Annotated in this window: 15 protein-coding genes and 1 pseudogene; 5 read left to right on the forward strand and 11 right to left on the reverse strand. The window is 73.2% G+C overall.

The genetic code is table 11. The features are described 5' to 3' along the window. From UW392_RS39760 to UW392_RS39770, 3 genes are all read right to left on the reverse strand, one after another. A partial coding sequence (locus UW392_RS39760) for a helix-turn-helix domain-containing protein (RefSeq protein WP_414497051.1) occupies positions 1-716 on the reverse strand: 716 nt, incomplete at its 3' end. A gap of 560 nt (positions 717-1,276) precedes the next feature. Then, positions 1,277-1,741 carry a DUF3017 domain-containing protein gene (locus tag UW392_RS39765; RefSeq protein ID WP_320780138.1) on the reverse strand — a complete coding sequence of 155 codons (465 nt, stop codon included), beginning with the start codon at positions 1,739-1,741 and terminating at the stop codon, positions 1,277-1,279. Positions 1,742-2,084: 343 nt separating this feature from the next. Next, positions 2,085-2,939, reverse strand: coding sequence for a bifunctional methylenetetrahydrofolate dehydrogenase/methenyltetrahydrofolate cyclohydrolase (locus UW392_RS39770; RefSeq protein WP_320780128.1), 855 nt, complete (start codon positions 2,937-2,939; stop codon positions 2,085-2,087). Between the two features lie 290 nt (positions 2,940-3,229). Between UW392_RS39770 and UW392_RS39775 the strand changes: the two genes are divergently transcribed. After that, positions 3,230-3,862: a hypothetical protein gene (locus UW392_RS39775; RefSeq protein WP_320780129.1), complete on the forward strand. Its 633-nt coding sequence runs from the start codon at positions 3,230-3,232 to the stop codon at positions 3,860-3,862. Between the two features lie 161 nt (positions 3,863-4,023). Here the strand turns inward: UW392_RS39775 and purH are convergent, their stop codons facing one another. Next, on the reverse strand, positions 4,024-5,586 hold the full coding sequence (gene purH / locus UW392_RS39780) for a bifunctional phosphoribosylaminoimidazolecarboxamide formyltransferase/IMP cyclohydrolase (RefSeq protein ID WP_320780130.1): 1,563 nt from the start codon (positions 5,584-5,586) through the stop codon (positions 4,024-4,026). Continuing rightward, positions 5,583-6,257: a phosphoribosylglycinamide formyltransferase gene (gene purN, locus UW392_RS39785; RefSeq protein ID WP_414497054.1), complete on the reverse strand. Its 675-nt coding sequence runs from the start codon at positions 6,255-6,257 to the stop codon at positions 5,583-5,585. The genes purH and purN overlap by 4 nt, the downstream gene beginning before the upstream one ends. Before the next feature lie 399 nt (positions 6,258-6,656). Between purN and UW392_RS39790 the strand changes: the two genes are divergently transcribed. Beyond that, positions 6,657-7,532, forward strand: a complete 876-nt coding sequence (locus UW392_RS39790) for a hypothetical protein (RefSeq protein ID WP_320780131.1) — start codon at positions 6,657-6,659, stop codon at positions 7,530-7,532. Positions 7,533-7,580: 48 nt separating this feature from the next. On the opposite strand, the gene UW392_RS39795 is transcribed toward UW392_RS39790, so the two are convergent. Continuing rightward, the gene (locus UW392_RS39795) at positions 7,581-9,386 is read right to left on the reverse strand and encodes a DUF6350 family protein (protein ID WP_320780132.1); all 1,806 of its coding nucleotides are present in this window, start codon (positions 9,384-9,386) and stop codon (positions 7,581-7,583) included. 205 nt (positions 9,387-9,591) lie between these two features. On the opposite strand from UW392_RS39795, the gene UW392_RS39800 reads away from it, so the two are divergent. After that, a complete protein-coding gene (locus UW392_RS39800; RefSeq protein WP_414497057.1) occupies positions 9,592-10,647 on the forward strand; it encodes an RNA polymerase subunit sigma-70 in 1,056 nt (351 codons plus the stop codon). A gap of 158 nt (positions 10,648-10,805) precedes the next feature. Here the strand turns inward: UW392_RS39800 and sucD are convergent, their stop codons facing one another. From sucD to UW392_RS39825, 5 genes are all read right to left on the reverse strand, one after another. Next, complete coding sequence (gene sucD / locus UW392_RS39805; protein WP_320780133.1) at positions 10,806-11,690, reverse strand: succinate--CoA ligase subunit alpha; 885 nt, start codon at positions 11,688-11,690, stop codon at positions 10,806-10,808. Between the two features lie 21 nt (positions 11,691-11,711). Further along, positions 11,712-12,890: an ADP-forming succinate--CoA ligase subunit beta gene (gene sucC / locus UW392_RS39810; protein WP_320780134.1), complete on the reverse strand. Its 1,179-nt coding sequence runs from the start codon at positions 12,888-12,890 to the stop codon at positions 11,712-11,714. Between the two features lie 424 nt (positions 12,891-13,314). Further along, a complete protein-coding gene (locus tag UW392_RS39815; RefSeq protein WP_320780135.1) occupies positions 13,315-14,580 on the reverse strand; it encodes a VWA domain-containing protein in 1,266 nt (421 codons plus the stop codon). After that, positions 14,577-16,994: a DUF5682 family protein gene (locus tag UW392_RS39820; protein ID WP_320780140.1), complete on the reverse strand. Its 2,418-nt coding sequence runs from the start codon at positions 16,992-16,994 to the stop codon at positions 14,577-14,579. Before UW392_RS39820 ends, UW392_RS39815 begins: the two co-directional genes overlap by 4 nt. Positions 16,995-17,184: 190 nt before the next feature. After that, the gene (locus UW392_RS39825; protein ID WP_320780136.1) at positions 17,185-18,384 is read right to left on the reverse strand and encodes an AAA family ATPase; all 1,200 of its coding nucleotides are present in this window, start codon (positions 18,382-18,384) and stop codon (positions 17,185-17,187) included. A 144-nt stretch (positions 18,385-18,528) separates the two neighbouring features. On the opposite strand from UW392_RS39825, the gene UW392_RS39830 reads away from it, so the two are divergent. Together UW392_RS39830 and UW392_RS39835 are read left to right on the forward strand one after the other, a co-directional pair. Further along, a complete protein-coding gene (locus UW392_RS39830; RefSeq protein ID WP_320780137.1) occupies positions 18,529-19,884 on the forward strand; it encodes an SWIM zinc finger family protein in 1,356 nt (451 codons plus the stop codon). Between the two features lie 140 nt (positions 19,885-20,024). Beyond that, a pseudogene (locus UW392_RS39835) lies at positions 20,025-20,219 on the forward strand (hypothetical protein); the annotation flags it as partial.

Raw genomic sequence — 20,219 nt, forward strand, 5'->3', positions numbered from 1 at the left:
GGGCCCCCCGGCGGCCCGAATGCGCCGGCCGGCGGCCCGAGGGTCGCCCGGTGCGCCCCCGTCCCACGGGACGGCCCGGTCGGGTCCGACGCCGTGGGGGTGACACCCCAGCTACCGCCCCGGGTACCCGCGGCTCCCGGACCCTGGGCGGTGCCGCCACGGCCGCCGTACGAGGACGCCGAGGCCCCGTACGGCTGCTGTTCCGCACCGGGCGGCGACGCCTGGGGCGGGACAGAGGAGTGCACCGTGGGGGCCACGCCCGCCGGGCCCGCCACGCCCGGCCGCGCGGTCGTCCCGCGCCCCGGACCGCTGCTGCCACTGCTGCCGCTGTTGCCGCTCCTGCCGCTTCCGCTCCGCCCGTTTCCGCTCCTGCCCTTGACGGTCGACTGCGGGCCCGTCTCGCCGAGCGCGGCACGCGCCTGGGAGATGCGGATGGCCTCCATGGTCATGTCGTGGCGCATCTCCGAACGGCTCCAGGCGCGTTCGGCCAGCTCCCACATCGTGGTCAGGTGCACCGGGTTGGTGCCGGTCACCTCGGCCAGCGCGACGATCGCCCCCTTGGGCGCGAGCAGCCGGCCGTTCAGGTAACGCTCCCAGGACGTCTTGCTGTAGCCCGTGCGGTCGGCCACCGCTGCGATGCTCAGCCCACTGCGGTCGACGACTCTGCGCAGCTGTCCGGCGAATTCCCTGACCTGCGGATCGAGTTCATCGGGCAAGGCCCTCCAACGAGGCACTGCTCCCCCCTCTTCCCCCCCGAACGTGCTTGATCTTTCCCCCCGTGCTGTGTGTCCCGCGCATGGTGCCCTCGCAGCGTGCGTCCGGAAGCCCGAATCCGCGGTCACGGCACCGAAGTGCCGATGTCTCGTTCGGACTACCCAGTGGGATGGCCCCGGTCAGGATGTCAGTTCCCATGGCGGGGGCGCGCGGGAGCATTCGGGTCGGGGCATGCACATTCGCACACCCCTGGTCCGCGGTCCAGTGTCCCACCGGTCCGTCCGGGGCCCGCAGGGACATGGTGCCCCGGCCGGCCGTAGCGAGGCGGGCACACCGTGGCGGAACGGTCACTTCCGTGCCACAGCGGGCCGCCAGGCGTTGAAGAGTCCGTCGCCCGTGCAGGACGGTGGAACCAGCGGCGGCCCGTCCTCGCTCGGGGGAGAGGATGGGCCGCCGTTGCTGCGAGCCCGTGTCCGTGTCCGTACCTGTGCACGTGCCCGTGTCCGTGCCCGTCGCCGTGGCCGTAGCCGTGCCCGTGTCCGTGCTCGCGACGCGGACCGGGTCAGCGTTCTCGGATCGTGAAGTGCAGGGTGTCGTCCAGCAGCGGGATCTCCAGCCAGGGTTCGGGCTGCGCCATCATCGCGAGCAGCACGATGGCCGTGCCGAGGATGCCGTACGTGACCATGTCGGTGAACCGCGAGCGCACGGCGAGCATGCCCACGTCGGGCAGCACCCAGCGCAGCACCGCTCCGGCGAGCAGGGCGAGGCCGATCAGGATCGTGCCGTACCGGAACACGTCCAGGGCGGTCAGCAGCAGGCCGAGTCCGACGCCGGACAGCACGGCGAGCACGGGCCACTGCCGGGCGGGGGCGGGGGCGTCCTCGGGGGCCGCCCTGCCACCGCCCTCGGGCCGCGCGGTGTCACGGGTGAACAGCGGGAAACGCCGTGTCACACGCCGCGGTTCGCCGTCGGCGTCGGGCGCGCTGATGGCGTCCGCGACGGTCAGCTCGCCGTCGATCTCCCGCACGGGCGACTCGTCGTCGGCCGCACGTTCGTCCGACTCCTCGCCGGTTCCCCGTACGTCCGACTCCTCGCCGGCCTCACGTGATCCCGGCTCGTCGCCGCTTCCAGGTGAGGCCGGCTCCTCGTCCGTTCCGCGTACGGACGCGGTGGGCTCCTCGCCCGCTCCGTCCGCGGTCGGCTTCTCCGTGTGCGTCGCGCGCGCGGTCGGCTGCTCCGCGTCAGTCGCGCGCGCGGTCGTCCTCGGAGCGGTTCCCGGCCCTGGCTCCGCCGCCGTCCCGGCTCCCGCCTTCGTCCCGGAGGCCTCTTCCCCGCCTCGGGTGGTGGTGTCCTCCGGTCCGCGACCCGGCTCAGCCGACACTGCGCTCCGCCGCCTCGACCACGTTGACGAGCAGCTGGGCGCGCGTCATCGGGCCCACGCCGCCCGGGTTCGGCGAGATCCACCCGGCGACCTCGGCGACGTCCGGGTGGACATCGCCCACGATCTTGCCCTCGGCGGAGCGCGAGACGCCGACGTCGAGCACGGCGGCACCCGGCTTCACGTCCTCGGGACGGATCAGGTGCGCGGACCCGGCGGCCGCGATGACGATGTCCGCCCGCTTCAGGTGCGCCGACAGGTCACGCGTACCGGTGTGGCACTGCGTCACGGTCGCGTTCTCGCTGCGCCGCGTCAGCAGCAGCGGCATGGGCCGGCCGATCGTGACGCCACGGCCGACGACCACGACCTCGGCACCCTTGATCTCGACGCCGTGGCGGCGGAGCAGGGTGAGGACGCCGTTGGGGGTGCAGGGCAGCGGCGCCGGCTCGTTCAGCACCAGCCGCCCGAGGTTCATCGGGTGCAGCCCGTCCGCGTCCTTGTCCGGGTCCATCAGCTCCAGGACGCGGTTCTCGTCGATGCCCTTGGGAAGCGGCAGTTGGACGATGTAACCGGTGCAGGCGGGGTCCTCGTTGAGCTCGCGGACGACCGCCTCGATCTCCTCCTGCGTGGCGGTCGCGGGCAGTTCGCGCTGGATGGAGGCGATGCCGACCTGCGCGCAGTCGCGGTGCTTGCCCGCGACGTACTTCTGGCTGCCGGGGTCGTCCCCGACCAGGATCGTCCCGAGGCCGGGCGTGACGCCCTTCTCCTTCAGGGCCGCCACGCGGACGGTCAGATCGGACTTGATCTCAGCTGCGGTGGCCTTGCCATCGAGAATCTGGGCGGTCATGGCACCCATACTCGCGGATGACACGCCCCGGGTTCCAATCCGGGGGCCCAGCCGTGCGCGCGGCGCCCACCAGCCCGTATCCGTCCGCCGGTTCGTCCGGGATCGACCCCTGATCGGCCATGTTGCACTTGCACAACACACGGCGAGTGCGGCTGGACAAATAAGCCATGGCTAAAGAACGATGAGCGGCACAGTACCGCGGGCAGTGCCGGGGGGACGGACCGCATCTGTAGAACTCTCCTCCGAACCGTGCCGCGCCTCGTCCCCGCACTACGGAGGAAAACCCCGCCATGAGCTTCGGCGATCCGAACAACCCCTACGGTCCCCCGCAGGGCCAGCAGCCGGGCTACGGTCCCCCGCAGGCCCCCCAGGGACAGCCTGGCTACGGCTACCCGCAGGCCCCGCAGGGGCAGCCCGGTTACGGCTACCCACAGGCGCCGCCGCTCGCGCAGCCCTACGGCGGCTACCCGGGCGGCCCGGTCGAGATGCCGGGCGGGGTGAAGGCCGCGCGCGTGATGCTGTTCATCCTGGGCGGCTTCCAGGTGCTGGGCGGCGTGATGATGATGATCGCGAGCGCGTGGTTCGCCGACGCGTTCCTGGACGCCGCCGAGAGCGACAGCAGCATCACCTCGGAGGACGCGGACACCATCGCCGGCTTCGGCGCGGGGCTCATGATCTTCTTCGGTGTGGTCGTGCTGGCCTTCGCGGCCTGGGCCATCTTCACCGGCGTCAAGTTCAACAGCGGGCGCGGCGGTGTCCGCATCTCCGCGATCGTCTACGCCTCGCTGGTGGTGCTGTTCAGCCTGCTCAGCCTGCTGGGCGCCAATGTCTTCGCCCTGCTCAGCCTGGTCATGGGCATCCTGATCATCGTCTTCTGCGCCAAGCAGGACGGCGGTCAGTGGTTCAACCGCCCGAAGTACTGAGCGGCACGGCGCGCTCACCGCGTCCTCCCGCACCACGGTCAGGGCCGTGTCCTTCCGCTCGTACGGAGCGTACGAGCGGAAGGACACGGCCCTGACGCGTAAGCAGTGCTCAGCGCGCGCCATCGCCCATGGTTGAGGCTCGGGCGGGCTCAGGCTCAGGCTCAGTGGAAGAAGTGGCGCGTCCCCGTGAAGTACATCGTGACGCCCGCCTTCTCCGCGGCCTCGACGACCTGCTCGTCACGGACCGAACCGCCCGGCTGTACCACGGCCTTGACGCCGGCCCCGGTGAGGATCTCCAGGCCGTCGGGGAACGGGAAGAAGGCGTCGGAGGCGGCGTACGCCCCCTGCGCCCGCTCGGCCCCGGCGCGCTCCACCGCGAGCTTCGCGGAGTCGACCCGGTTCACCTGGCCCATGCCGACGCCGACCGAGGCGCCGCCCTTGGCGAGCAGGATGGCGTTGGACTTGACGGCGCGGCAGGCCCGCCAGGCGAACGCGAGCTCCGCGAGCTCGTCCTCGGCGAGCGCCTCGCCGGTGGCGAGGGTCCAGTTGGCCGGGTCGTCGCCGTCGGCCTGGAGGCGGTCGGTGACCTGGAGCAGCGCGCCGCCGTCGATCGGCTTCACCTCGACCGGGGCGGACGGCGCCTCGGGGGCGCGCAGCACGCGGATGTTCTTCTTCTTGGTGAGGGTCTCGAGCGCGCCGTCCTCGTAGTCCGGCGCGACGATGACCTCGGTGAAGATTTCCGCGACCTGCTCGGCCATCTCCTTGCTGACCGGCCGGTTGACGGCGATCACGCCGCCGAACGCGGACAGCGGGTCGCAGGCGTGCGCCTTGCGGTGCGCCTCGGCGACGTCCGCGCCGACCGCGATGCCGCAGGGGTTGGCGTGCTTGATGATCGCGACGCACGGTTCGGCGTGGTCGTACGCGGCACGGCGGGCGGCGTCCGTGTCCGTGTAGTTGTTGTACGACATCTCCTTGCCGTGCAGCTGCTCCGCCTCGGCCAGGCCGCCGGTGCCCGAGGTGTAGAGGGCGGCGGGCTGGTGCGGGTTCTCGCCGTAGCGCAGGGTGTGCTCGCGCTCCCAGGTGGCGCCGAGGAAGTCGGGGAACCGCGACTCGTCCACCGGCGCGTACTCGGAGGCGAACCAGGAGGCGACCGCGACGTCGTACGCGGCCGTGTGCTGGAAGGCCTCGGCGGCGAGACGCTTGCGGGCGGTGAGGTCGAAGCCGCCGTCCTTCACCGCGGCGAGGACGTCCGCGTACCGGGCGGGGCTGGTGACCACGGCCACGGAGGGGTGGTTCTTGGCGGCGGCGCGGACCATGGACGGGCCGCCGATGTCGATCTGCTCGACGCACTCGTCGGGCGTCGCGCCGGAGGCGACCGTCTCGCGGAACGGGTAGAGGTTGACGACGACCAGGTCGAACGGCTCGACGCCGAGGTCGGCCAGCTGGCGCTGGTGGTCCTCGATGCGCAGGTCGGCGAGGATGCCCGCGTGCACCTTCGGGTGCAGCGTCTTGACCCGGCCGTCCAGGCACTCGGGGAAGCCGGTGAGCTCCTCGACCTTGGTGACGGGGACGCCGGCGGCGGCGATGCGGGAGGCGGTGGACCCGGTGGAGACGAGGTCGACGCCGGCCTCGTGGAGCCCCTGGGCGAGCTCCTCGAGCCCGGTCTTGTCGTAGACGCTGACGAGCGCCCGGCGAATCGGCCGCTTGTTGCTCTCGGCGGTCACTGGATAACTACCTTTCGTCCCTCAATGCGATAGCCGTTGCGGGCGAGGCGCCCCACGACATCGACGAGCAGGCTTCGCTCGACTTCCTTGATGCGCTCGTGCAGCGCGCTCTCGTCGTCCTCGTCCCGGATCTCCACCACGCCCTGCGCGATGATCGGCCCGGTGTCGACGCCGTCGTCGACGAAGTGGACGGTGCATCCGGTGACCCTGGCGCCGTACGCGAGCGCGTCCCGCACACCGTGGGCTCCCGGGAAACTGGGCAGCAGGGCGGGGTGCGTGTTGACGAACCGCCCGCCGAACCGCGCCAGGAACTGCTTCCCCACTATCTTCATGAACCCGGCGGACACCACGAGGTCCGGCTCGTACGCGGCGACGGCCTCGGCGAGCGCCGCGTCCCACTCCTCGCGGGTGCCGTGGTCCTTGACCCGGCACACGAAGGTCGGCAGCCCGGCGCGCTCGGCACGGGCGAGCCCCTCGATCCCGCCGCGGTCCGCGCCGACGGCCACGATCTCGGCGCCGTAGGCCCCGGGTCCCGCCTCCGCGACGGCGTCCATCAGTGCCTGCAGGTTCGTACCGGATCCGGAGACCAGGACGACGAGGCGTTCGGCCGCGGACTCAGCCACGGACTCGGCCGCCGGCTCGGCCACCGATTCGGCCACGGGCTCGGCCACGGGAGGGCCCTTTCTCGGGGGGTCTTTGTGCGGTCGTACGAATGCATCGCGCCCCGGGATACGGGGAAGTCTACGAAGCGGTCGACCGTCAGCAACGATACCGGCAGCACACCGGGCCCCCACGGGACGGGGGCGCGGCCGGAAGGTAGCGTCTGGAAAGCACCCGCCCGGGAACACGGCGGAGCACGGGGAACGCCTCGCTCGCGCGGGACGTTGACCAAGGAAGGGTGACAGCGATTCCACAGGTCACCCGGCTCCTGGAGCCACCCGCACCAGCCATATCGCCCATACCGACTCCGATTCCGGTTCCGATACCGCCCAGTTCCGGTACCGCCCAGTTCTGACACCGCTCCCAGTCCCGATACCGCTTGTCGATTCCAAGGGGAAGACGCACACCTGATGCCGGACCGCAGCCTCCGACTCCCTCCGCTCCTGCTGCACGAGCGGCACTCCTCCGCCCCGAGCTCCGGACCGCGCTCGGGCGGTGAGGTGCCCTCGTCGCCGCCGCAGGAGGGCGGGGACACGCCGAAGACCGGGCAGGACACCGGCGACCGGCGCGGATCCCAGGCACCCTCCGACGACAACCCGTTCGCGCCGCCGCCCGAGGGGGCGCCGGACCGGCCCTGGCAGCCGCGGCGGCCCGCGGGCGGGCAGGAAGCGGAGGACGAGGGCGGCCGCTCGCCCTGGGGCAGCCAGTGGAGCGACCGGCAGCCCGGCCGCGCCTCGGGCGGCGGCTTCGGCGAGCGCCCCCGCCCCTCCGGCGGCCAGAACGGCCCGGGTGGACCGGGCGGACCGGGTGGACCGGGTGGACCGGGTGGCCAAGGCGGGCCCGAGGGCGGTCCGGGTGCCGGTATGCGCTGGGACCCGACGGACCCGGTCCAGCGGCGCGCCCGCTACGCGCTGCTGTCCGGCCTGTGGGCGTCCTTCTTCGCCCTCTTCGCCTGGCCGTCCGTCGCCCTGCTGCTCGGCGCGCTGGCCCTCTACTGGGGCATCAGCTCGCTGCGCGGCAAGGCCGGCGACAAGGCCGGCGGTCCGGCCGCCGGTGACGCGCCCTTGGCCAAGTCCGCACCGGGCGCCCGCCCCCAGACGACGGCGGCGATCACCGGTATCGTCCTGGCCTCCCTGGGCCTCGTCATGGTCGCCGCGACGTTCACCGCGCAGCTGGTCTACCGGGACTACTACACCTGCACGAACGACGCGCTCACGACGGCTTCGCAGGAGTCCTGCGACAGGCACCTCCCCGAGGAACTGCAGGGCATCCTGAGCTCGCGCTGACCGCGCGAGCGCCTCGCGTACGGGGACGGGGACGGGGCGGCCGGCTGCTCAAAGCGCCTCACGGTCGTCGTCCGGCCATGAGGAGTCCACGACGGGCTCCGCGGCGTCGGCGGCGACCGCGGAATCCGTGACATGCACGGTGGTCGTGGTGCCGTTGAGGCCGTTGCTTCCTGCGGTGTCGTTGGGGCTCTTGGCGCCTTCGGCGTCCACGGGCAGGAAGTCGTACGGCTCGAACGGGGCGTTCCCGGTGGTCCCGGTCGCCGCGGGTTCGGACCCCCGCCGCTTGCGCCACCCGGACCACACGCCCCGCGGCAGTACGCGGTGCAGGGGGCTTGGCCGGGGGCTCGGCCGGGGGCTCGGCCGGGGGCTTGGCCGGGAGTTCGGCCGAGGGCCTGGCCGACGACCCAGTCTCCAGCCCTTCCGGAGTCCCCGGGCCTCCTTGCGCGCCCTCCGCTCCTTCCGGTCCCGTGTCCCGCGCGCCCTCGCCCCGAGCGCCACCGGCACTCCCACCACAGTCGTCCAGACCACCGCGGCAGCTCCCGCCTGCCACCACACCGGACCGACGTGACTCAACGTGGCCACGCCCAGACCGCCGCCGGACAGGGCCGCGAGACCGGCCACGGCAAGGCCGCACAGCAGGGACGCACAGACCGTCGTGGCCAGAGTCCGGCGGCGGGACCAGGGCGATCCTTCTTCCCGGTTCCGGCTCACCGTGCCTCTGCCCTCGCGGTCCGCACAGCTGTCCCCGTGGTGCGCGCCCCTGCTCCCGCGCGCCGCGGCCGCGGTGAACCAGCCCACCGCCACCCCCGCGGCCGACGGCACCGCGCCCACCGCCCACAGCAGTGGTGACCCGTACACGCTGGTGCCCGTGTCCGGCACGGCCGACAGGAGCGGGAAGGGCAGCAGCAGGGAGTCCGGGGGTGCGGGAGCGAGCGGTGCCGTCATCCGGCCCGCACCCAGCGCGAAACCCGGCCCCAGTCCGTACGAGACCGCCCACACCACCGCGTTCGGCACCAGGGTCACGCACAGCAGCAGGACGGCGAACCGGCCCGACCACACGTCCGTGAGCCGGACGAAGGCCGCCCGGCCGGTGTCGCCGTGCAGCACCAGGGACAGCGCGACGAGCAGTGCGCCCCCGCCGGCCAGCACCGCCGTACCCGCGCCCGCGGCCCGCCCGGCGACGGCCAGCCGCTGCCGTGCGAGCGGGCCGGGCCGTCCGCCGAGCCACCCCGGCAGCGGGCCGCGCGGTCTTCCGTACGCCGTCCACACGCCCGCGCCCGCTGCGCCCGCCGCGAGCAGCGGTACGCACCCCGCGGCCCACGGCCAGGACGGGCGGGGCTCGCCCCCGAGGGCGTACAGCGCGACCCCTGCGCCGACGACCGTGTACGCCGTCACGACGCCCGTCCACGCCGAGCGCGGGGCGACCGTGGGATCGACCGCCGCGTTCCGCGCCGCGCGGTGCACGAGCCACACCGGGAGGGTGAGCAGCAGGAGCGGGGTGACACCGACGGGGGCGGGGATGCCGGAGAGGGTGTCGGTACGGACGAGTTCGGTGCCGTGAGCGAGCAGCCACAGCGCCGCCGTGACGTGCGCCACCCCGCTCGGTCCGCTGTCCGGGTAGGGCGAGGTGATCCACAGCAGTGTCACCGGAACGGCGAACGCCGCGAGCCCCAGTCCCGCCGCGACGACTCCGGCCAGCAACGCCACGGCGATCCCGGACGGCCGAGCACGCAGTCGACCGAACAGGCGCCCTAGTGGACGGGTGAGCGGACGGACGGCTGCACAGGTCGGCGGGGAGGAGACCGGGCAGGCCGGTTCGTCGGCGGGATCGCTCGTGTGAGTCACGACGCTCATGCTCCCAACGACACGCGCTTCACCGGCGTAACAGAGGAATCATGGATGTGTCGCACAAAATGCTTTTATGTGGTTTTCCGTACGCAGGAGTACGAAGGCTTCGAAGGCCAGGCCCGACACGGAGGCCGGCTCCGACTCGGGCTCGAACACGGCCACGCCCGGGACCGGGGCCGGGGCCGGGACCCGGACCGGGACCACGTCCGGTATCGAACGCGATACCGGGTCCGGGGTTGGGGCCGGGTCCAGGGCCGATGACGCAGCCGAGGGGCACGGACGGCCGCACGGCGACTCCGCGACGGAGCCGGAGCGCTCGCCTCCGCCCCTGGCCGCCGAGCAGGCCTTCGACGCCCTCTACGCAGGCTGCGCCCCCGCCCTCGTACGGCAGGCCCTCCTGCTCACCGGGCGGTCGCGGTTCGCCCACATGTCCGTGGAACGTGCCTTCCAGCTCGCCTGGCAGCACTGGCCGGAGGTGGCCGTCGACCGGGATCCGGCGGGGTGGGTGCGGGCCGCGGCTCACGAGTACGCGCTCTCGCCCTGGCACCGGGCACGCGGATGGGGTCTCCGGCGGCCTCGCGGGTGGCCTCGGGGAGGAGAACGCGAGGGAGTCCGCAGGTGGGCCCGGGAAAGCGGTCCTCCCTCGTCCGGAGCGGCATCATCCTCGTCCAAGGCGGCATCGGCCTCATGCCCAGCGGCATCGGCCTCATCCGCACCGGCGTCGGCCCCGGTCGACCGGCCCCTGCTCGACGTACTGCTGAAACTGCCGCCGCCGTACCGCCGCACCTTGCTGCTGCACGACGGCCTCGGGCTCGGCCTCGCGGAGACGGCCGCCGAGGTCGAGGCGAGCACGCCGGCCGCGGCGGGCCGGCTGCTGAACGCGCGGGAGGCTGTCGCCGCTCGGCTGCCGCACCTCGCCGACCCCGAGGCGCTGCGGCGCGGGCTGCGCGAGGCGCTGGAGGGGGCGGACGCGCCGGCCGCGCGCACGGTCACGGCGGAACTCGTCCGGTGCGGCGGCGAACGCCGTGCCCGGCGCTGGGTCCGGGCGGCCGCCACCTGCACGGTCCTGCTGGTGACCACGACCGTGCTCACCCTGAACAGCGCTCCCGACCGCTACGAGGCGCCGGTGTCCCCGGGCGCGCTGGTCCAGGGGGTGCCGCCACGGGTGGCTCCCGGCCCGCTCTCCCACGAACAGCTCAAACTGCGCGAGAAGCTGCGACTGGAGACGGCCCGGGGGCCCCATCGTCTGGTGCCGGAGGTGCACTGACCGGAACGGGACCAAGGGTGCTCCGGCGAACTGGACCGTGTTCGGCCGGAACGCGGGCGGGCCCGCACCCCCTCGATGCTCGTTGAGGGTGCGGGCCCGTCGCCGTACGAGAGTCACCGTGGCCCCGCGGTCGCGGTACCGGTGACTCGGCCGGGCGGTCAGCCGTTCAGGATCTCGCGCGCCAGCTTGGCCGTCTCGGTCGGGGTCTTGCCGACCTTGACGCCCGCGGCCTCGAGGGCCTCCTTCTTGGCCTGTGCCGTGCCGGAGGAGCCGGAGACGATGGCGCCGGCGTGGCCCATGGTCTTGCCCTCGGGCGCGGTGAAGCCCGCGACGTAGCCGACGACCGGCTTGGTCACGTTCTCCTTGATGAAGTCGGCCGCGCGCTCCTCGGCGTCGCCGCCGATCTCACCGATCATCACGATCAGGTCGGTGTCGGCGTCGGCCTCGAACGCGGCGAGCGCGTCGATGTGCGTGGTGCCGATGACCGGGTCGCCACCGATGCCGACGGCGGACGAGAAGCCGATGTCACGCAGCTCGTACATCATCTGGTACGTCAGCGTGCCGGACTTCGACACCAGGCCGATGCGGCCCGGCTTGGTGATGTCGCCCGGGATGATGCCGGCGTTCGACTGGCCCGGGGTGATGAGGCCGGGGCAGTTCGGGCCGATGATCCGGGTCTTGTCGCCCTTCTCGACGGCGTACGCGTAGAACGCGGCCGAGTCGTGCACCGCGATGCCCTCGGTGATGACGACCGCGAGCGGGATCTCGGCGTCGATCGCCTCGACCACGGCGGACTTGGCGAAGGCCGGCGGGACGAAGAGGACGGAGACGTTGGCGCCCGTCTTCTCGATCGCCTCGGCGACCGTGCCGAAGACCGGGATCTCGGTGCCGTCGACGTCCACGGTCGTGCCCGCCTTGCGCGGGTTGACGCCACCGACGATGTTCGTGCCGTCGGCCAGCATGAGCTTGGTGTGCTTCATGCCCGTGGCACCGGTCATGCCCTGGACGATGACCTTGCTGTCCTTGTTGAGGAAGATAGCCATGGCTGTGGTGTCCCTCGTCCCTTACTTCGCGGCCGCGAGCTCGGCGGCCTTGTCGGCCGCGCCGTCCATGGTGTCCACGCGCTGCACCAGCGGGTGGTTGGCGTCGGAGAGGATCTTGCGGCCGAGCTCCGCGTTGTTGCCGTCGAGGCGGACGACCAGCGGCTTGCTGACGTCCTCGCCCCGGTCGGCGAGCAGCTGCAGCGCCTGGACGATGCCGTTGGCGACCTCGTCGCAGGCGGTGATGCCACCGAAGACGTTGACGAAGACGGACTTGACGTCCGGGTCACCGAGGATGATCTCGAGGCCGTCGGCCATGACCTGCGCGGAGGCGCCGCCGCCGATGTCGAGGAAGTTGGCGGGCTTCACGCCGCCGTGGGCCTCGCCGGCGTACGCGACGACGTCGAGGGTGCTCATGACGAGACCCGCTCCGTTGCCGATGATGCCGACCTCGCCCTCGAGCTTGACGTAGTTGAGGCCCTTGGCCTTGGCCGCGGCCTCGAGGGGGTTGGCCGCCGCCTTGTCCTCGAGCTCCTCGAAGTCGGGGTGACGGAACTCGGCGTTCGCGTCCAGGGACACCTTGCCGTCGAGGGCGATGACGTCACCGGAGGCGACCTTGGCCAGCGGGTTGACCTCGACGAGGAGGGCGTCCTCCTTGACGAAGGTCTCCCACAGCGTCACCAGCACGTCGGCGACCTTGTCGGCGACCTCGGCCGGGAACTGCGCCGCGGCCACGATCTCCTGGGCCTTCTCCTTGGTGACGCCGGCGTTGGCGTCGACCGGGATCTTGGCGAGCTTCTCGGGGGTGGTCGCCGCGACCTCCTCGATGTCCATGCCGCCCGCGACGGAGGCCATGGCGAGGAAGGTGCGGTTCGTCCGGTCGAGGAGGTACGAGACGTAGTACTCCTCGAGGATCTCCGGAGCCGTCTCGGCGATCATCACCTTGTGGACCGTGTGGCCCTTGATGTCCATGCCGAGGATGTCCGTCGCGCGGGCGACGGCCTCGTCCGGGGTGGCGGCCAGCTTCACGCCACCGGCCTTGCCACGGCCACCGACCTTGACCTGGGCCTTGACGACCGACTTGCCGCCCAGGCGCTCGGTCGCCGCGCGTGCCGCCTCAGGCGTCTCGATGACTTCACCGGCCAGCACCGGTACACCGTGCTTGGCGAAGAGGTCCCTCGCCTGGTACTCGAACAGGTCCACGCGCGTCCGTCCCTATCAGTGATCTCGCGGTTCGTTGGATGCGTGGGCGTGCCGCGAAGGGCAACGTGACGTCCGCTCTGTCACAGGGGGTGCGCACACGGTGTCCGAGCGCGCGGCATGTCCGTCTCGCAGGTTATCGCCGCTTGCGGAGGGTCTCTAAATCACAGATCACACATGAGCGGTGATACCTGTCACATGGTGCCGCCGTCGCGGGGCCCGCCCGGCACCCGCACGGAACCCCCGTCGAGCCGCCGCCGAACGCCCACATGTCCCCCACGCCGCCCTCATAGATCCTGACCGGGCCCCCGGTGGGCCCCGCCGGGCCCCACCGGCCCGGTAGTTCTTGTGGCACTCCGTGCCGCGCGGCACGGAGTGCCACCCGTCACCCGCCACCCGCCACCCGCCACCCGCCACCCGGAGGTGCTCACGCCGCGTCCGGTATCGGGAGCGGGCGCTTCTCGATGGCTGCGGCCATGACCTCGGGAAAGAGGTCGGGTGTGCAGGCGAACGCCGGTGCGCCGAGGGCCGCGAGCGCCGCCGCGTGCTCCCGGTCGTAGGCGGGCGCGCCCTCGTCGGAGAGGGCCAGCAGCGTCACGAACCGCACCCCCGACGCCTGCATGGCCGCCACCCGCTTCAGCATCTCGTCGCGTATCCCGCCCTCGTACAGGTCGCTGATCAGGACCACCACCGTCTCCGCGGGCCGGCTGATCTGCGACTGGCAGTACGCCAGCGCCCGGTTGATGTCCGTACCGCCGCCGAGCTGGGTGCCGAAGAGGACGTCGACCGGATCCTCCAGCTGGTCCGTCAGGTCGACCACCGCCGTGTCGAAGACGACGAGCCGGGTGTCGATGGACCGCATGGAGGCGAGCACGGCGCCGAAGACCGACGCGTAGACGACGGACGCCGCCATCGACCCCGACTGGTCGATACAGAGGACGACCTCCTTCTTCACCGACTGCGAGGCCCGCCCGTACCCGATGAGCCGCTCGGGCACGACCGTCCCGTACTCCGGCAGGTAGTTCTTCAGATTGGCCGCGATCGTGCGGTTCCAGTCGATGTCGTGGTGACGCGGCCGGCTGATCCGCGCGCTGCGGTCCAGGGCGCCGGTGAGCGTGGCCCTGGTCCGGGTGGCGAGCCGCTTCTCCAAGTCCTCGACGACCTTGCGCACGACGGCCCGGGCGGTCTCCTTGGTCGTCTCCGGCATCGCCTTGTTCAGGGAGAGCAGCGTGCCGACCAGATGGACGTCGGCCTCCACCGCCTCCAGCATCTCCGGCTCCAGCAGCAGCGTGGCCAGCCCGAGCCGGTCGATGGCGTCCCGCTGCATGACCTGCACGACGGAGGACGGGAAGTACGTACGGATGTCGCCCAGCCAGCGGGCGACCGAGGGCGCCGACGCCCCGAGCCCCGCCGAGCGCTCCCGCCCGGCCTGCGGCTTGTTCCGCTTCTCCCCGTTCCCGTAGAGCGCGGTGAGCGCCCCGTCCATGGCGGCGTCCCGCCCGGAGAGCGCGCGGCCCGTCCCGTCGGCCGCGTCACCGCCGAGCACGAGCCGCCAGCGCCGCAGTCTCTCGTCGGCGGCCGACGGGTCGGCCGCCGCTTCCCCGGCGTCCGCCGCACCGGTCGGACCCGTCACACCCGCCGCACCCGTCAAGCCCGTCGAACCCTCCGGCCGGCTCACCGCTCCCGTACTCATCCGCCCACCCCCACAAGACCGTCATTGTTCTCGGCACCGTCGGCATCGTCGGCACCGTCCTCGTACAGGCCGAGCAGCAGGCGCAGTACCGGCAGTACGGCGTCCGCCCGCCCGGCGTCGTGCTCGGCCGCGAAGCCCGGGGTCGCCGGACCCACGGCCACCGTGCTCCCCCGCCGGCCGGGGCCGCGCCGCACCAGTTCGCCGAGTGTTCGGCGCACCCCGGGCTCGTACGCCGAGAACGTCCGCCGCAGCAGCGGGAGCACATCGGTGAACGCCTCCCCCGGCACCGCGCTCAACCACGCGTCCACCAGCCCCAGCAGCCGCTCGTCGTGCACGAGCAGCATTCCGCCGCCCGCCCCTCCCCCGACGAACCCCTCGATCCACGCGGCCGCGTCGGCCGGCGCGGTCCCCGGTGACAGCACCAGCCCCATGAGACGGGCGGTGTCGTCAGGCGCCAGCTCCCCGTCGTCCAGCAGGAGCCGCACCGCCCGGCCGCGGATGACGCCGGGAACGGTGTCGCGTCGTGACAGCACCTGGAGGACGGAGTGCCAGCGGGCCCGCAGGCCGCCGTGGGTCTCCGCCGCCGTCTCCCCCAGCAGGCCCACCGCTCCGTGGACCTCGTCCACATGGCTCCGCATCCGCGCCGCGGCCTCCTGGTCGAGCGCGGCGCACGCGGGCGGCAGGCCGACGAAGACCCGTTCGGCCAGGCCCGCCGCGACCTCCGCCAGCGCCCGGGTGTCCGTGGCCCGGACGTCTCCGTAGCGCAGCGAACGCACCAGCGCGGGAAGGGCCTGCGCGAGGTGCCCCACATCCGCGTCGAGCGCGGCACGGTCCGCGAGTATCCGCATCACCACGGGCAGGGCGTCCGGCAGCCCGGCCAGGAGGCAGTGCTCGGCGAGACCGGTGACGTCGGCGAGCGACTGCGCGGTCACGGCGTCCGCCTCGGCCTTGGCGGTCGCCGCCGACAGCACGGTCGTGCCCCACACCCCGGCCTCGGCGATCCGCACCGACAACTCCGGCTCCCAGCGCAGCCGCCAGGTCTCGCGGAAGGTGCCCGTGCTGCCGCGAGAGGCTGTGGGTTCGCCCCACGCGACCCCGATCAACCGGAGCCGGTGCAGCAGCCGGCTGCGTCCGGCGTCGGTCTCCTTGCGCAGGTCGAACTCCGCCTCCCGCTCCAGCGCCTCCGGTTTGAGGCGCAGCCTGCGCTGGAGCCGGGCCAGATCGCGTTGGAGCGGCACCGCCGGCGCCGACTCGGGCACCTCGCCCAGCACGTCGCCGACCACGAGCCGGTCGTGCACGAGGCCCAGCGGCACGTCCGAACCCTCGCACATGACGGCCCGTACGGCGTCGGTCGTCTCGGTGAGGCCCGGCAGCGGGCGTCCGCGCATCGCCGCCAGCGTCCCGGCGAGCCGCACCGCCTCGATGACGTGCGCGGAGGACACGAGGTGGTCCTCCTCGCGCAGCAGCCCGGCCACCTTGGTCATCCACCGCTCGACGGGACGGTCGGGCGCGCCGAACAGGTGCCCGTACCAGCCCGGCGACTCGATGCCCGCCCCGTAGCCGCTGACCCGGGACAGTCTGCGGTGCGTCCACGGCACCCAGGTCATGTCGGCCTTGACCTTCGGCAGCCCCTTCAGCAGTGTCCGGTCGGCGGTGACGGTGCGCTTCTCCCGCAGTGCGGGGACGTGCCAGGCCCCGCACACCACGGCGACCTCGTCCGCGAACTCCTTCCGGGCGGCCCTCACCTGGAGCCGCATGTACGCCTCCCGCACCAGGTCCCGGTCGTGCCCGCCGGTCCCGTACGTCTCCCGCAGCGCCGCCATGGCGTCCCCGAGCGCCACGAACGGACCGAACACGTCCCCGTCCGTCCCCCTGTGTTCGACCGCGTCCTCCCACCACCGCTCGGGGTCGTCGTACCCGGCGGCCTCAGCCAGCGCCGCGAGCGGGTCCACCCGGACGGTCTCACCGGCGTCCCGGGGCGGAGCGTCCGGGCCGGGCTCCGTTTCCTCCGTCCCGCCGGGGCGGGGACCGGTGCGGTCCGTGGTGGGCTCCTCCTTGCCCCATGCCAGGCTGTGCGCGGCCGGGAGGTCGATGAAGCGGGCCGGGACCTCGTGCTCCACGGCCCAGCGGATCGCCACCCACTCCGGGGAGAACTCGGCGAGCGGCCAGAAGGCGGAGCGACCGGGCTCGTCCACGGCGTGGGCGAGGAGGGCGACCGGTGGCCGCATGTCCTCGTCGGCGGCGAGCGGGATCAACCCGTCCGCCTCCGGCGGGCCTTCGATCAGTACGACGCGGGGGCGCGCCTCCTCCAGCGCGGCCCGCACCGCCCGTGCCGACCCCGGGCCGTGGTGCCGCACACCGAGCAGCAGCGGTCCGTCACCGTACGCCCACGCCCGCGGCCCGGTGCCGTCCATGCCGGTTCCCTCGTCGATACCGGTCCCCTCGTCGATGCCGGTCACACGCTCCCCCTGTATGTCCCGCGCTTCCGGCTCTCCCGGCTGTCTCGGCTGTCTCGGCTGTCTCGGCTCCGGCCGGAAGTCCCGCGCCGTCGCTCCGCGTCCACCGGTTCCGCCCGTCCCCGCGGGCGCGGCGACCGGTCACCGTTCATGCGCTGACCTCCCGGCACGCCCGGTAGAAGTCGGTCCATCCGTCGCGCTCGCGGACCACCGCCTCCAGGTACTCCTGCCAGATGACACGGTCGGCCGCCGGGTCGCGGACGACGGCGCCGAGGATGCCGGCGGCCACGTCGGAGGCGCGCAGCACGCCGTCGCCGAAGTGGGCCGCCAGCGCCAGGCCGTTCGTGACGACGGAGATCGCCTCGGCGGTGGACAGCGTGCCGCTGGGCGACTTGAGTTTCGTACGGCCGTCGGCCGTCACCCCGTCCCGCAGCTCACGGAAGACCGTCACGACACGACGGATCTCGTCGATGCCGTCGGGCGCCGTCGGCAGGTCGAGGGAGCGTCCGAGCTGGTCGACGCGGCGGGAGACGATGTCGACCTCGGCGTCGGCGCTCTCCGGGAGGGGCAGCACCACGGTGTTGAAGCGGCGGCGCAGGGCGCTCGACAGCTCGTTCACACCGCGGTCACGGTCGTTGGCCGTGGCGATCAGGTTGAAGCCGCGCACGGCCTGCACCTCCTGCCCCAGCTCCGGTATGGGCAGCGTCTTCTCGGACAGGATCGTGATCAGCGTGTCCTGGACGTCCGCCGGGATGCGGGTGAGCTCCTCCACCCGGGCCGTCATCCCCTCGGCCATGGCCCGCATGACCGGGCTCGGTACGAGTGCGTCCCGGCTCGGTCCGTGGGCGAGCAGCTGCGCGTAGTTCCAGCCGTAGCGGATCGCCTCTTCCGGTGTGCCCGCCGTGCCCTGCACGAGGAGCGTCGAGTCACCGCTGACCGCCGCGGCCAGGTGCTCCGACACCCAGGTCTTCGCGGTGCCCGGCACACCGAGGAGGAGCAGGGCGCGGTCGGTGGCGAGAGTGGTGACGGCGACCTCGACGATCCGGCGCGGCCCCACGTACTTCGGCGTGATCACCGTGCCGTCGGGCAGGGTGCCGCCGAGCAGATAGGTGGCCACGGCCCACGGCGAGAGCTTCCAGCGGGCCGGCCGGGGCCGGTCGTCCTGTGCGGCCAGCGCGGTGAGTTCGGCGGCGAAGGCGTTCTCGGCGTGCGGACGGAGCGCTTCGGCCGCTGCTTGTTCCGCGGGCGTGTGCCCGCTCGTGGGCGCGCCCGGACCCGCGGGCGCCTTCGCGGACGCGGACTGGTTGCGGCTGTCGTCGACGGTCGTCGGGTCATCGGAAACAGGCATGACGGAGTCCCCCTCCAGCTCGGCCGGTGCCGGCCGCTTCGGATCTGGTGACCACCGTGCACCACGCCACTGACAATCCGTTCCGACCTGCGGAAACGCCCACGCCGAGGCCGATTGTCAGTGGTGGGTCCTACCTTCGAGGACATGACTCAGCAGGGGGTGCGCTGGACGGCTGAGCAGGTGCTGGCACTGGCGCCTGACGCCGCTTCACGCAAAGCGGGCAGCAAACTCGGCGTGGCCGGGCCGTGGTCGGAGGCGGGCAGTTCTGACGAGGGGACGGTGTGGGGACTGTGCAAGGGCAGTGGCAGCAAGCCGTATCAGACGGTCATCGACGTCGCGGACGCCGACGGGCCCGCGTACAAGTGCAGTTGTCCGAGCCGCAAGTTCCCGTGCAAGCACGCGCTGGGGCTGCTGCTGCTCTGGGCGGGCGGGGACGTCGTGGTGCCACGTGCGCAGGCGCCCGACTGGGCGGAGCAGTGGCTGTCCGGGCGGAGGCAGCGCGCCGAGGCCCGGAGGACGACGACGGGCGCGGCATCTGGGGCCGCGCCGGCTGACCCGGAGGCGGCGCGCCGCAGGGCGGAACGGCGCGCCGAGCGGATCACCGCCGGGGCGACCGAGCTGGAGCAGCGGCTGGCCGATCTGCTGCGGGGCGGCCTGGCGGGGGCCGAGCAGGCCGGGTACGGGCTCTGGGAGGAGACGGCGGCCCGCATGGTGGACGCCCAGGCCCCGGGCCTCGCCGCTCGGGTGCGGGAACTGGGCGCCCTGCCGGGTACGGGTGCCGGCTGGCCGGTGCGGCTGCTGGAGGAGTGCGCGCTGCTCCACCTGCTCGACCAGGGCTGGCTGCGGCGTGACCGGCTGCCGGCCCGCCTCGCGGCCACGGTCCGCGCCCGGGTCGGGCTGCCCGGCTCGCCGGACGGTCCGCCGGTCCGGGACCGCTGGCTGGTCCTCGCGCAGTACGACACGGTGGACGCCCGCCTGACGACCCGGCGGATCTGGTTGTACGGCGCCGGGTCCGGCCGTACGGCGCTGCTCCTCTCCTACGGGGCGGCCGGGCGGGCTCCGGAGCTGACGCTGCCGGTGGGACTGGCTCTCGACGCGGAGGTGTCGGCGCATCCCGGAGCGGGGCAACTGCGGGCCACTCTCGGCGAGCGGTTCGCACCGCCTGAGCCCGCGGGGACGCGGCCCTCGGGGATGACCACGGCGGAGGCCGCGACCCGGTACGGCGACGCCCTGCGCGACGACCCGTGGCTGGAGTCCGTCCCGGCCACCCTGGCGCGGGTGATACCGACTCCGGTCGGCGAATCCTGGCAGCTGGCGGACGCGGACGGCGACCTGGCCCTGCCCCTGACACCGGCCGCTCGTTCGCGCCCGGGGCTGTGGCGCCTCGCCGCCCTCTCCGGCGGCGAGCCCGTGACGGTGTTCGGCGAATGCGGCCACCGAGGGTTCACCCCCCTGACCGCCTGGCCGGACGGAAAAGGGGAGGCGGTGAGGTTGTGCTGAGACACGGCCGTACCCGGCGACGCTCGGGCGGACCACGCGACGGGCCTCCCTGACCGACGTACCGATCACCGGCCCCGCGATCACCGGTCCCGCGGCCACCGACCACCCTCCACCCGACCACCCGACGAAGGGGACACATCATGAACGGCACCACCACTCCCCCGGAAGCGAACGGGCACGGCGGAAGCCCTTGGGATGAGCTCGTCACCGTGGCGCTGCTGGGCACGGACCGGCGGCCGGCCCCGGGGCCCGCGACCGGGCGGGAAGCGCCTGTGGCGCTGCTGGACGCGGCAGCCGTGGAGACCGTGCGGCGCCGTGCGGGCCTGCGGCCGGCG

The sequence above is a fragment of the Streptomyces sp. CRN 30 genome, assembly GCF_034105845.1.

Bases quoted from the DNA above. Each gene is read 5' to 3' on its own strand.
- sucD (WP_320780133.1), bottom strand. From the start codon at position 11,690: ATGGCTATCTTCCTCAACAAGGACAGCAAGGTCATCGTCCAGGGCATG.
- UW392_RS39795 (WP_320780132.1), bottom strand. From the start codon at position 9,386: ATGAGCGTCGTGACTCACACGAGCGATCCCGCCGACGAACCGGCCTGC.
- UW392_RS39770 (WP_320780128.1), bottom strand. From the start codon at position 2,939: ATGACCGCCCAGATTCTCGATGGCAAGGCCACCGCAGCTGAGATCAAG.
- UW392_RS39775 (WP_320780129.1), top strand. From the start codon at position 3,230: ATGAGCTTCGGCGATCCGAACAACCCCTACGGTCCCCCGCAGGGCCAG.
- UW392_RS39830 (WP_320780137.1), top strand. From the start codon at position 18,529: ATGACTCAGCAGGGGGTGCGCTGGACGGCTGAGCAGGTGCTGGCACTG.
- UW392_RS39815 (WP_320780135.1), bottom strand. From the start codon at position 14,580: ATGAGTACGGGAGCGGTGAGCCGGCCGGAGGGTTCGACGGGCTTGACG.
- UW392_RS39820 (WP_320780140.1), bottom strand. From the start codon at position 16,994: ATGGACGGCACCGGGCCGCGGGCGTGGGCGTACGGTGACGGACCGCTG.
- UW392_RS39825 (WP_320780136.1), bottom strand. From the start codon at position 18,384: ATGCCTGTTTCCGATGACCCGACGACCGTCGACGACAGCCGCAACCAG.
- UW392_RS39790 (WP_320780131.1), top strand. From the start codon at position 6,657: ATGCCGGACCGCAGCCTCCGACTCCCTCCGCTCCTGCTGCACGAGCGG.